Source organism: Pseudomonas sp. PsB, assembly GCF_043658375.1.
In the GTDB taxonomy this organism is placed as follows: domain Bacteria; phylum Pseudomonadota; class Gammaproteobacteria; order Pseudomonadales; family Pseudomonadaceae; genus Aquipseudomonas; species Aquipseudomonas putida_Z.
Genome location: NZ_JBIGLU010000029.1, coordinates 25,365 through 37,329 on the forward strand (window position 1 = coordinate 25,365; position 11,965 = coordinate 37,329).

Annotated in this window: 10 protein-coding genes and 1 pseudogene; 8 read left to right on the forward strand and 3 right to left on the reverse strand. The window is 62.3% G+C overall.

Annotated features, from left to right (window positions below; translation table 11 throughout):
* Nucleotides 1-4 precede the first annotated feature (4 nt).
* Together ACGLHT_RS24440 and bfr are read left to right on the forward strand one after the other, a co-directional pair.
* On the forward strand, nt 5-223 hold the full coding sequence (locus tag ACGLHT_RS24440; protein WP_003254947.1) for a bacterioferritin-associated ferredoxin: 219 nt from the start codon (nt 5-7) through the stop codon (nt 221-223).
* A gap of 201 nt (nt 224-424) precedes the next feature.
* On the forward strand, nt 425-898 hold the full coding sequence (gene bfr, locus ACGLHT_RS24445; protein ID WP_003258014.1) for a bacterioferritin: 474 nt from the start codon (nt 425-427) through the stop codon (nt 896-898).
* Between the two features lie 57 nt (nt 899-955).
* Here the strand turns inward: bfr and grxD are convergent, their stop codons facing one another.
* Both grxD and ACGLHT_RS24455 read right to left on the reverse strand, forming a co-directional pair.
* On the reverse strand, nt 956-1,291 hold the full coding sequence (gene grxD, locus ACGLHT_RS24450) for a Grx4 family monothiol glutaredoxin (RefSeq protein ID WP_003254949.1): 336 nt from the start codon (nt 1,289-1,291) through the stop codon (nt 956-958).
* Between the two features lie 91 nt (nt 1,292-1,382).
* Nucleotides 1,383-3,358: pseudogene (locus ACGLHT_RS24455) on the reverse strand (molybdopterin-dependent oxidoreductase).
* A 397-nt stretch (nt 3,359-3,755) separates the two neighbouring features.
* Between ACGLHT_RS24455 and argF the strand changes: the two are divergent.
* A complete protein-coding gene (argF, locus tag ACGLHT_RS24460; RefSeq protein ID WP_013973960.1) occupies nt 3,756-4,676 on the forward strand; it encodes an ornithine carbamoyltransferase in 921 nt (306 codons plus the stop codon).
* On the forward strand, nt 4,673-5,782 hold the full coding sequence (locus ACGLHT_RS24465; protein WP_025340392.1) for an ABC transporter ATP-binding protein: 1,110 nt from the start codon (nt 4,673-4,675) through the stop codon (nt 5,780-5,782). The genes argF and ACGLHT_RS24465 overlap by 4 nt, the downstream gene beginning before the upstream one ends.
* A gap of 122 nt (nt 5,783-5,904) precedes the next feature.
* Here ACGLHT_RS24465 and ybaK read toward each other — a convergent pair whose 3' ends face one another.
* A complete protein-coding gene (ybaK, locus tag ACGLHT_RS24470; RefSeq protein ID WP_085665445.1) occupies nt 5,905-6,375 on the reverse strand; it encodes a Cys-tRNA(Pro) deacylase in 471 nt (156 codons plus the stop codon).
* Between the two features lie 303 nt (nt 6,376-6,678).
* Between ybaK and ACGLHT_RS24475 the strand changes: the two genes are divergently transcribed.
* From ACGLHT_RS24475 to glpD, 4 genes are all read left to right on the forward strand, one after another.
* Nucleotides 6,679-7,530: an MIP/aquaporin family protein gene (locus ACGLHT_RS24475; RefSeq protein WP_025340393.1), complete on the forward strand. Its 852-nt coding sequence runs from the start codon at nt 6,679-6,681 to the stop codon at nt 7,528-7,530.
* 51 nt (nt 7,531-7,581) lie between these two features.
* Nucleotides 7,582-9,081, forward strand: a complete 1,500-nt coding sequence (gene glpK, locus ACGLHT_RS24480) for a glycerol kinase GlpK (RefSeq protein WP_015271569.1) — start codon at nt 7,582-7,584, stop codon at nt 9,079-9,081.
* 275 nt (nt 9,082-9,356) lie between these two features.
* Nucleotides 9,357-10,112 carry a DNA-binding transcriptional repressor GlpR gene (glpR, locus tag ACGLHT_RS24485; protein WP_046614760.1) on the forward strand — a complete coding sequence of 252 codons (756 nt, stop codon included), beginning with the start codon at nt 9,357-9,359 and terminating at the stop codon, nt 10,110-10,112.
* Nucleotides 10,113-10,364: 252 nt separating this feature from the next.
* Complete coding sequence (glpD, locus tag ACGLHT_RS24490; RefSeq protein WP_274120317.1) at nt 10,365-11,897, forward strand: glycerol-3-phosphate dehydrogenase; 1,533 nt, start codon at nt 10,365-10,367, stop codon at nt 11,895-11,897.
* Nucleotides 11,898-11,965 lie beyond the last annotated feature (68 nt).

The following is an 11,965-nucleotide window of genomic DNA, read 5'->3' on the forward strand; positions in this document are numbered from 1 at the left end:
CTTTATGTATGTGTGTCTTTGTGTCGGCGTTACCGACGGACAGATCCGCGATGCGATCTATGAAGGATGCTGCAGCTACAAGGAAGTGCGAGCCGCGACCAATGTCGCCAGCCAGTGTGGCAAATGTGCCTGCGTGGCCAAGCAGGTGGTCCGCGAGACCCTGACCGAACTCCAGGTCAGCCAGGCAGCCCTGCCCTACCCCGTGGAATTTACCGCAGCCTGAAAACCCAGAATTCGAAGAACCGGACCTTGCGTCCGGTTTTTTTATGCCCGCAATTCAATAAGTTAGCGCTCCAACGCGGTTCACAAACATTCTTATTTCCATTAATTTTCACTTATTATTCAAGAACTTAGGTTTGACACACCTAAGTATCGGGCTCAAACTTCACTGTATTGGCACACTTCTACAGGGCAGGAACCCGACATGAAAGGCGACGTAAGCGTCATCCAGCATCTCAACAAGATCCTCGGAAACGAGCTGGTCGCGATCAACCAGTACTTCCTGCACGCACGCATGTACGAAGATTGGGGCCTGAACAAACTCGGCAAGCACGAGTACAAGGAATCCATCGACGAGATGAAGCACGCTGACAAACTGATCAAGCGTATTCTCTTCCTCGAAGGCATCCCCAACGTCCAGGACCTGGGCAAGCTGCTGATTGGCGAGCACACCAAGGAAATGCTCGAGTGCGACCTGAAGATCGAACAGAAAGGCCTGGTCGACCTGAAAGCAGCCATCGCCCATTGCGAAACCGCTGGCGACTTCGGCTCGCGTGACATGCTCGAAGACATCCTCGAGTCCGAGGAAGAACACATCGACTGGCTGGAAACCCAGCTGGGGCTGATCGACAAGATTGGTATCGAGAACTACCTGCAGTCGCAGATGGGCGAAGAATAAATATTCGCCCCATGAAAAAACCCGCGATGAGCGGGTTTTTTCATGCTTGCCGGAAATTCAGGCTTCGGAAGCCTTGGCCTTGGCAGCCGCTTCCTTGATCAGGGTCTGCAGCTCACCCTTTTCGAACATTTCCAGCATGATGTCGCTGCCGCCGACCAGCTCACCGGCTACCCACAGTTGCGGGAAGGTCGGCCAGTTGGCGTACTTTGGCAGGTTCGCACGGATTTCCGGGTTCTGCAGGATGTCGACGTAGGCGAACTTCTCGCCACAACCCATCACGGCCTGCGATGCACGCGCAGAGAAGCCACACTGCGGGGCATTCGGCGAGCCTTTCATGTAAAGCAGAATGGTGTTGTTGGCAATCTGCTCTTTGATCGTTTCGATGATATCCATGTAGCACCTCGGCTGAACTTTCCGACGCGGTCGTCGGCACGGTGACGCATTGTAACGGAAAGCCGAGCAGCATGCTCGGCCTTACCGTTCCTTACGCGGCCTCTACCTGCACGGGTACGCCATTGAGGGCGGCATTGCCGGAAACCTGATCACGCAGGCGCTCATCGGTGAGGTCGTTGGCGCTCACGCCAGGTTGCGCCTGGGCGGTCTGCATGTGCACGCCCCGACGAGAGTGACCGAAGCCATGGGGCAGGCTCACCACGCCCGGCATCATGTCCTCGCAGGCCTGCACCTCGACTTCAAGGTCCCCGGTACGCGAGCGGATACGAACCCGCTGGCCGTCCTGCAGCTGCCGCTGCTGCAGGTCCTGCGGGTGCATCAACAACTGATGTCGCGGTTTGCCTTTCACCAGCCGATGAAAATTGTGCATCCACGAATTGTTGCTGCGTACATGGCGACGGCCGATCAGCAGCAGTTCGCCCGGCGCCGGAGGGGCTTGTTGCGCCAGCCGACCCAGGTCGTCCAGCAGCACCTGCGGCGCCGCTTCGACAGCCTTGCTGGCAGTCGTCAGGCGCGCTGCTAGGTTGGCGCGCAATGGCCCCAGGTCGAGGCCATGCGGGTGCTCGTCCAGCGCTGCCAGCGACAACTGCCAGGGTGTCGCTTCACCATAGCGCCCCTTGCGCAAGGCCAGGTCGATCATCTGCGCTGGCGCCCAGGTCGGCTTCAACTCCAGCTCGGCGCGCTTGGCGAACGCTTGTGCCAGCCCGACGAAAATCTCCCAGTCATGCAATGCCCCTTCGGGCTTGGCCAGGACCGCCCGGTTGAAGCGGGTCACGTTGCGCACGGCCAGCAAGTTGAACGTGGAGTCGTAATGGTCGTTTTCCAGCGCCGAGGTGGAGGGCAGGATCAGGTCGGCATGGCGGGTGGTTTCGTTGATGTACAGGTCGATGCTGAGCATGAACTCCAGCCCCTCCAGCGCCACATCCAGCTGGCGGCCGTTGGGCGTGGACAGTACGGGGTTGCCAGCCACCGTCACCAGCGCGCGCACCTGCCCTTCGCCGGGTGTCAGCATTTCCTCGGCCAAGGCCGCCACGGGCTCACCAGGTTGATCAGTTGCACCAACCAGTGGCAAAGGGTGCCGTAGGCTTGGGTCGATACCCCCATGCGGCCGTAGCACACCGCCTTGTCGGCCGCGGCGAAGTCCCGTGCCAGCTGGCGGATGTCTGTCGCGGCAATGCCACAGTGCGCACTCATGGCCTCCGCGCTGAACGGCGCGATCGCTTCGCGCACCTGCTGCAGGCCGGCGACCGGCAAGTGCGAGCCGCGCGCCAGGCCTTCAGCGAACAGGGTGTTGAGCAAGCCGCACAACAAGGCCGCATCCCCTCCAGGGCGAATGAACAGGTGACTGTCGGCCATCGCCGCCGTTTCGCTGCGCCGCGGGTCCACCACCACCAGGCGCCCACCCCGGGCCTGCAGCGCTTTCAGCCGCTTTTCCACGTCCGGCACGGTCATGATGCTGCCGTTGGAGGCCAGCGGGTTGCCGCCGAGGATCAGCATGAAACCGGTCTGGTCGATGTCCGGGATCGGCAGCAGCAGGCCATGGCCGTACATGAGGTGGCTGACCAGGTGCTGCGGCAACTGGTCCACCGAGGTGGCAGAGAAGCGGTTTCGGGTTTTCAGCAGGCCCAGAAAGTAGTTGCTGTGGGTCATCAGGCCGTAGTTGTGCACGCTCGGGTTGCCTTGGTACACCGCCACCGCATTGCGCCCATGGGCCTGCTGGATCGCCCACAGCCTGTCGGCGGCCAGGGCAAAGGCCTCGTCCCAGCCGATGGCCTGCCAGTGCTCGCCCACCCGCTTGTGCGGTTGGCGCAGGCGGTCGGGGTCGTTCTGGATGTCCTGCAGGGCCACGGCCTTTGGGCAGACATGGCCGCGGCTGAACGGGTCCTGGGGGTCGCCCTTGATCGAACTGATCAGCGCCCGCCCGTCGTCGTCATGGCTGACTTCGATGTTCAGCCCACAGATCGCTTCGCACAGGTGACAGGCACGGTGATGCAGGGTCTTGGTCATGGCCGCCTCTGTCTTGTTGTCATGGAGGATGTGTAGAGGGTTGTCGAACATCGACTATGCGCCCGGCCCCCGCCGCCGGCCAGCGCGCTTCGCGGCGTGAATCCACCGACATCAGGCACACGATTTGCGACAGCCATTTGCCAAATTGCCGGCAAGCCGTGTACAACCTTCTGTAGCAAATAAAAAACAGCACTGCCCGTCGGGTAAAGACACCCTTTGCAACACCCTTTGGTACTGGGCAGCTGTTTCCCCTCTTGGCTTCAGGCGACATTTACTTATAGTATTGCGCCTTTCCCTATTTCGTCCGCCCCCGTGCGGCTTACGCCGCAGGTCACTCCCGTTGTCAAAAAAAACCATACGGTCGACCTGCATACCGTTGCAGATAAGGTAGTCAATCATGAGCGCTAGGCACTTTCTCTCCCTGCTGGACTTCACCACCGACGAATTGCTCGGGGTGATCCGCCGCGGCATCGAGCTGAAGGACCTGCGCAAGCGAGGCGTGCTGTTCGAGCCGCTGAAGAACCGCGTGCTGGGCATGATCTTCGAGAAGTCCTCGACCCGTACCCGCGTGTCGTTCGAGGCCGGCATGATCCAGCTCGGCGGCCAGGCCATCTTCCTGTCCCCGCGCGACACCCAGCTGGGCCGTGGCGAGCCGATCGGCGACAGTGCCATCGTGCTGTCGAGCATGCTCGATGTGGTGATGATCCGTACCCACGCCCACAGCACCCTGACCGAATTCGCCGCCAACTCGCGTGTGCCGGTGATCAACGCGCTGTCCGACGAGTCGCACCCGTGCCAGCTGCTGGCCGACATGCAGACCTTCCTCGAACATCGCGGCTCGATCCAGGGCAAGACCGTGGCCTGGATCGGCGATGGCTTCAACATGTGCAACTCGTACATCGAGGCAGCCAGGCAGTTCGACTTCCAGCTGCGCATCGCCTGCCCGGAAGGCTACGAGCCGGACCCACGCTTCATGGCCATTGGTGGTGACCACGTGCAGATCGTGCGTGACCCGAAGGAAGCCGTGCGCGGCGCCCATCTGGTGACCACGGATGTCTGGACTTCCATGGGCCAGGAGGAGGAAACTGCACGGCGCCTGGCGCATTTCGCGCCTTACCAGGTCACCCGCGAACTGCTCGACCTGGCGGCACCCGACGCCCTGTTCATGCACTGCCTGCCAGCCCACCGTGGTGAGGAAATCAGCCATGACCTGCTCGACGACCCACGTTCGGTCGCCTGGGACCAGGCTGAAAACCGCCTGCATGCACAGAAGGCCCTTCTCGAATTCCTTGTAGAACCGGCTTACCACCACGCATGAGTCAACCCCTACTGCTCAACCTGCGCAACCTCGCCTGCGGCTATGGCGACCAGCGCATCGTCCAGAACCTCAATCTGCACCTGAACGCAGGCGACATCGGTTGCCTGCTGGGTTCATCCGGTTGCGGCAAGACCACCACCCTGCGCGCCATCGCCGGTTTCGAACCCGTGCACGACGGCGAGATCCAGCTGGCTGGCGAGGTCATTTCCCGAGCTGGCTTCACCCTGGCCCCGGAAAAACGCCGCATCGGCATGGTGTTTCAGGATTACGCGCTGTTCCCGCACCTGACCGTGGCACAGAACATTGCCTTCGGCATCGCCAAGCACCCGCGCCAGGCCGAGGTCATCGAAGAGATGCTCGAGCTGGTCAAGCTGGGCGGCCTGGGCGGGCGCTACCCGCATGAACTGTCCGGCGGCCAACAGCAACGGGTCGCCCTGGCCCGTGCGCTGGCACCGGAGCCGCAACTGCTGCTGCTCGACGAGCCATTCTCCAACCTCGACGTGGAGCTGCGCCGGCGCCTGAGCCATGAGGTTCGCGACATTCTCAAGAGCCGCGGCACCAGCGCCATCCTGGTGACCCATGACCAGGAAGAGGCCTTTGCCGTCAGCGACCAGGTTGGCGTGTTCAAGGAAGGCCGCCTGGAGCAGTGGGACACGCCCTACAACCTTTACCACGAGCCGCAGACGCCGTTCGTGGCCAGCTTCATTGGCCAGGGGTATTTCATCCGTGGGCAGATGATCAGCCACGAAGCGGTCAATACCGAGCTGGGTGAACTGCGCGGCAACCGTGCCTACATCATGGCGCCGGGCAGCTCGGTGGATGTGCTGCTGCGCCCTGACGATATCGTCCACGCACCGGGCAGCGCGCTGCAGGCGAACATCGTCGGCAAGAGCTTCCTTGGGGCATCGACCCTGTACCGCCTGCAGTTGCCGACCGGCAGCCAGCTGGAGGCGATCTTCCCTAGCCATAACGACCATCAGGTCGGCGAGGATGTGGGGATTGCGGTCAAGGCCGATCACCTGGTGCTGTTCCCGGTGCCGGGCAGCGTGGCGGCGCAGTTGCCGCGGCAGGAGAACGGGGTGCGCCGGTACAGTTCAGCGACCTGATTCGAAATTTTGGGGCCGCTTTGCGGCCCTTTCGCGACACAAGGCCGCTCCTACAAGGGTACGTATTCCCCCTGTAGGAGCGGCCTTGTGTCGCGATGGGCTGCAAAGCAGCCCCAGAAATCTCAGCCCCGACCAATCCCGGCAAACTTGCCTTGAGTGTACTCAGCCAGCACTGCGGCCGCCAACTCCACCTCCAGCCCACGCCGCCCGGCGCTGACATGGATGGTTGCAAAGTTCTGCGCCGAGTCATCGATGAAGGTGCGCAGGCGCTTCTTCTGCCCCAGCGGGCTGATCCCGCCCACCAGGTACCCCGTGGCCCGCTGCGCAACCGCCGGGTCGGCCATCTCGCACTTTTTCACCCCGGCAGCATGGGCCAGGGCCTTGAGGTCGAGCGTACCCACCACAGGCACCACCGCCACCAGCAACTCACCCTTCTCACTGCTCGCCAGCAAGGTCTTGAACACCTGCTGCGGGTCGAGACCGAGCTTTTCCGCCGCCTCCAGGCCATATGACGCCGATTTGGGGTCATGTTCGTAACTGTGCACACGATGCTCGGCACGGTGTTTCTTCAACAGGTCTAGGGCGGGGGTCATGCGGGGGCTCCGGTCGGGGACAGCTCGGCGGCTACTTTAGGACAATTCCCACACCTCAGCCAGCGAACCGCAACTGCGCGCCTCTAGTACGCGGATCCGCACCTGAAATCAGCATCCAGATCGTGACCGGCCGTTCACTTTCGACCTTTGACATCAGCGTTTCTTGTCTATATTTTTTCGTTTCTGAATAAATGGTGCACTTTTAAGGTGCATTTCCTACATCTGCCTGGGGTCAACGGGGATAGACTCCGGGCTTTGCTGTCGAGCGCCACGCGCCTCACAACAAAAAAAACGAGGTCATACATGACGACTGCTCTACGCCAACCCGCGCTGTCCAGCCAATGCCTGGCCGAGTTCCTCGGCACTGCCCTGCTCATCTTCTTCGGTACCGGCTGCGTCGCCGCGCTCAAGGTCGCGGGCGCCAGCTTCGGCCTTTGGGAAATCAGCATCATCTGGGGCGTGGGCGTCAGCATGGCGATCTACCTCACCGCCGGTGTTTCCGGCGCGCACCTGAACCCTGCGGTGAGCATTGCCCTCACCCTGTTCGCCGGTTTCGACAAGCGCAAGCTGCCCTTCTACATGCTGGCCCAGGTGTGCGGCGCATTTTGTGGCGCAGCGTTGGTCTACACCTTGTACAGCAACCTGTTCTTCGATTTCGAACAGGCCCACGCCATGTTGCGCGGTAGCGAAGCCAGCCTGGAACTGGCCTCGGTGTTCTCCACCTATCCGCACCCATCGCTGTCCACCGGCCAGGCGTTCCTGGTCGAAGTGATCATCACCGCCATCCTGATGGCCGTGATCATGGCCCTGACCGACGACAACAACGGCCTGCCGCGCGGCGCCATGGCCCCGCTGCTGATCGGCCTGCTGATCGCCGTGATCGGCAGCGCCATGGGCCCGTTGACCGGCTTTGCCATGAACCCGGCCCGCGATTTCGGACCAAAACTCATGACCTTCCTGGCCGGTTGGGGCGAAATCGCCTTCACTGGCGGTCGGGACATGCCTTATTTCCTGGTTCCGGTGTTCGCACCGATCCTTGGCGCCTGCCTGGGTGCCGCGACCTATCGCGGCCTGATCGCCCGCAACCTGCCAATGGCAGCCGCCGTGAACCCTGAGACAAATGACAATCGCCAGGGCGATACTCAAGTCAACTGACACCGGCATCACGCCCAGCCCTGAACCCCTATTTTCGCAAGGCCTACGACCATGACAGACACCCAGGATAAGAACTACATCATCGCCCTGGACCAGGGTACCACCAGTTCGCGGGCCATCATTTTCGACCGCGACGCCAATGTGGTGGGTACCTCCCAGCGCGAATTCGCCCAGCACTACCCGCAAGCGGGCTGGGTCGAGCACGACCCGATGGAAATCTTCGCCACACAGAGCGCAACCATGGTCGAGGCCCTGGCCCAGGCGGGCATCAGCCACGCCCAGGTCGCCGCACTGGGTATCACCAACCAGCGTGAAACCACCGTGGTATGGGACAAGGAAACCGGCCGCCCGGTGTACAACGCCATCGTCTGGCAGTGCCGCCGCAGCACCGAGATCTGCGCCCAGCTCAAGCGCGACGGCCATGAGGACTACATTCGCGAAACCACCGGCCTGGTCACCGACCCGTACTTCTCCGGCACCAAGCTGAAGTGGATCCTCGACAATGTCGAGGGCGCCCGTGAACGCGCCGAGCGCGGCGAGCTGCTGTTCGGCACCATCGATACCTGGCTGATCTGGAAGTTCTCCGGCGGTAAGGTGCATGTCACCGATTACACCAACGCCTCGCGCACGCTGATGTTCAACATCCACAGCCTGCAGTGGGACGACAAGCTCCTGGAAATCCTCGGCATCCCACGGCAGATGCTGCCCGAGGTTCGCCCTTCTTCCGAGGTCTACGGCCACACCAAGAGCGGCATCGCCATTGCCGGTATCGCCGGCGACCAGCAGTCGGCACTGTTCGGCCAGATGTGCGTGGAGCCGGGCCAGGCCAAGAACACCTATGGCACCGGCTGCTTCCTGCTGATGAACACCGGCGACCAGGCGGTGAAGTCGTCCCATGGCCTGCTCACCACCATCGCCTGCGGCCCGCGAGGCGAAGTGGCCTACGCGCTGGAGGGCGCGGTGTTCAATGGTGGTTCCACCGTGCAGTGGCTGCGTGACGAACTGAAGATCGTCAACGACGCACTGGATACCGAATACTTTGCCAGCAAGGTCAAGGACAGCAACGGCGTATACCTGGTGCCTGCCTTCACCGGCCTGGGTGCCCCGTACTGGGACCCATATGCCCGTGGTGCACTGTTCGGCCTGACCCGTGGCGTGAAGGTGGACCACATCATCCGCGCCGCTCTGGAATCGATCGCCTACCAGACCCGCGACGTGCTCGACGCCATGCAGCAGGACTGCGGCCAGCGCCTGTCCGAGTTGCGAGTGGACGGCGGTGCGGTGGCCAACAACTTCCTCATGCAGTTCCAGGCCGACATCCTCGGCACCTGCGTGGAGCGGCCGAAGATGCGCGAAACCACCGCGCTGGGTGCGGCCTACCTGGCAGGCCTGGCCTGTGGTTTCTGGAGCGGCCTGGACGAACTGCGCGACAAGGCGATCATCGAGCGCGAGTTCAGCCCGCAGCTGGATGAAACGCAGAAAGAGAAGCTGTATGCCGGCTGGAAGAAGGCAGTCGACCGTACCCGTGACTGGGAAGATCACGAGGCCTGATCCCACCTGATAGGCGCTACACCACGTGTAGGAGCGGCCTTGTGTCGCGAAAGGGCCGCGAAGCGGCCCCAGGATTTTCGTGTCATTGCAAATGTTGCTGGGGCCGCTTCGCGGCCCTTTCGCGACACAAGGCCGCTCCTACAGAAAGCGCCAGCGCAGGCCACAGAATCGATGCAGGGCATTTGTCCCCGCGGCCGCCCCGATAGTCTACTGGTCGTAGTCCGCGTCCTACGGCATCATTGCAGCATTTGTCCGGCAGCCCCAAAGGACCGCCCATGAATCTGCCCCCTCGCCAACAACAAATCCTCGAACTGGTGCGCGAACGCGGTTACGTCAGTATCGAAGAAATGGCGCAGCTGTTCGTCGTCACACCGCAAACCATCCGCCGTGATATCAACCAGCTGGCCGAGCTCAATCTGCTACGCCGCTACCACGGGGGCGCAGCCTACGACTCGAGCATCGAGAACACCGCCTACGCCATGCGCGCCGACCAGATGCGTGACGAAAAGCAACGCATCGCCGAAGCCGTGGCCCGGCAGATTCCCGACCATGCCTCGCTGTTCATCAATATCGGCACCACCACCGAATCCATCGCCCGGGCGCTGCTCAACCACAACCACCTGAAAGTCATCACCAACAACCTGCACGTGGCCGCGATCCTTGCCGCCAAGGACGATTTTGAAGTGCTGGTGGCAGGTGGCACGGTGCGCCGTGATGGCGGTGTTGTCGGCCAGGCCAGTGTCGACTTCATCAACCAGTTCAAGGTCGACTTCGCCCTGGTGGGCATCAGCGGCATCGACGAAGACGGCAGCCTGCTCGATTTCGACTACCAGGAAGTGCGGGTGTCCCAGGCGATCATCGCCAATGCCCGTCAAGTGATCCTTGCCGCCGACTCCAGCAAGTTCGGGCGCAACGCCATGGTGCGCATGGGCTCGATCAGCCTGGTCGACTGCCTGGTGACCGACCAGGCGCCAACCCCCGCCCTCACCCAGCTGCTGAACCAGTACAAGATCCGGCTTGAGGTGGTTTGAGGGCTGACAGGCGCATGCCGCAAGGTTTGTCGCGCCTGTGAGATCGAGCGTCGCCCGCGCCGCGCTCGATCCCACAGGCGCCACACCTTTCAAACCGATTACTCAAAATTTTCGTAAATGTTCATTTCGTTGTCATCTGATCAGTTTTTTCTATAAAGACTGACTGGCGACCGGCTTTCTGTTGCGCTAGTATTTTCGAAAACGAACATCAATGTTCATATTCGATGTGAACAGCCCCAGGAGGCCTTGCCCGTGTCCCAGCCCGTTTCGTCCCAGCCCCCAGTCGCCGACTGCTATGACCTCGCCGTGATCGGCGGCGGCATCAATGGCGTGGGCATTGCTGCCGACGCCGCCGGGCGTGGCCTCAAGGTATTCCTCTGCGAAAAGGACGACCTGGCCCAGCACACCTCGTCGGCCAGCAGCAAACTGATCCACGGCGGCCTGCGCTACCTGGAGCACTACGAGTTCCGCCTGGTACGTGAAGCGCTGGCCGAGCGCGAAGTGCTGCTGGCCAAAGCCCCGCACATCGTCAAGCCGATGCGCTTCGTGCTGCCGCACCGCCCGCACCTGCGCCCGGCCTGGATGATTCGCGCCGGCCTGTTCCTCTACGATCACCTGGGCAAGCGCAAGCGCCTGGGTGCTTCGCGCAGCCTGCGCTTCGGCCCTGGTTACCCGCTCAAGCCTGCAATCAGCCGTGGCTTCGAATATGCCGACTGCGCGGTGGACGACGCCCGCCTGGTAGTGCTGAATGCGATGGCCGCACGGGAAAAAGGTGCCCATATCCATACTCGTACCCGCTGCCTGCGTGCGGAGCGTGTGGATGGCCTGTGGCAGGTGGAGTTGCAGCACGCTGACGGCCGCCTGCAGACCATTCGCGCCCGCGCGCTGGTCAACGCTGCCGGCCCGTGGGTGGCCAGCTTCATCAAGGATGACCTCAAGCTCGATGCCCCCTATGGCATCCGCCTGATCCAGGGCAGCCATATCATCGTGCCGCGCATGTACGAAGGCGAACATGCCTACATCCTGCAGAACGAGGACCAGCGCATCGTCTTCTGCATCCCGTACCTCGAGCGCTTCACGCTGATCGGCACCACCGATCGCGAATACAGCGGCGACCCCGCCAAAGTCGCGATCACCGAGCAGGAAACCGATTATCTGCTCAAGGTGGTCAACGCCCATTTCAACCACCAGATCAGCCGCAGCGACATCGTGCACACCTATTCCGGCGTGCGCCCACTGTGCAACGACGAATCGGACAATCCGTCCGCGGTCACCCGCGACTACACCCTGGCGCTGTCCGCCAGTGAAGGGCAAGCGCCGTTGCTGTCGGTATTCGGCGGCAAGCTGACCACCTACCGCAAACTGGCCGAGTCGGCCATGGTCGAGCTCAAGCCACACTTCCCACAGATGCGCGGCAGCTGGACCGCTGGCGCGCCGCTTCCAGGTGGTGAGCAGATGACTACGGTGCAGGCTCTGGTCGATGCGGTGCTGGCGCGTTGTGGCTGGTTGCCGGTCGATATCGCCAGGCGCTGGGTGCTGACCTATGGCAGCCGCGTATGGCAGTTGCTGGATGGCGTGCAAGGGCCGGAAGACCTGGGCCAGGCCATTGGCGGTGGGTTGTTCGCCCGGGAGGTGGACTACCTTGCACACAACGAATGGGCATGCAGCGCTGAAGACATTCTCTGGCGCCGCACCAAGCTGGGCCTGTTCACCAGCAGCAGCGAGCAACAGGCGCTTGCAGACTATCTGCAACGAGAGCAGCAGGCGCGCACCCAAGCGGCGTGACCCATGGCCTGCCCGCACCCACGGAACGGCGAGCAAGCCGTCCGTGAGTGCGCACCGGGTGCTTAACC

Excerpts from the sequence above, each read along its gene's own strand:
- glpR (WP_046614760.1), top strand. The coding sequence starts at position 9,357 with ATGAATCTGCCCCCTCGCCAACAACAAATCCTCGAACTGGTGCGCGAA.
- grxD (WP_003254949.1), bottom strand. The coding sequence starts at position 1,291 with ATGGATATCATCGAAACGATCAAAGAGCAGATTGCCAACAACACCATT.
- ACGLHT_RS24465 (WP_025340392.1), top strand. The coding sequence starts at position 4,673 with ATGAGTCAACCCCTACTGCTCAACCTGCGCAACCTCGCCTGCGGCTAT.
- ACGLHT_RS24440 (WP_003254947.1), top strand. The coding sequence starts at position 5 with ATGTATGTGTGTCTTTGTGTCGGCGTTACCGACGGACAGATCCGCGAT.
- ACGLHT_RS24475 (WP_025340393.1), top strand. The coding sequence starts at position 6,679 with ATGACGACTGCTCTACGCCAACCCGCGCTGTCCAGCCAATGCCTGGCC.
- argF (WP_013973960.1), top strand. The coding sequence starts at position 3,756 with ATGAGCGCTAGGCACTTTCTCTCCCTGCTGGACTTCACCACCGACGAA.
- bfr (WP_003258014.1), top strand. The coding sequence starts at position 425 with ATGAAAGGCGACGTAAGCGTCATCCAGCATCTCAACAAGATCCTCGGA.
- glpK (WP_015271569.1), top strand. The coding sequence starts at position 7,582 with ATGACAGACACCCAGGATAAGAACTACATCATCGCCCTGGACCAGGGT.
- ybaK (WP_085665445.1), bottom strand. The coding sequence starts at position 6,375 with ATGACCCCCGCCCTAGACCTGTTGAAGAAACACCGTGCCGAGCATCGT.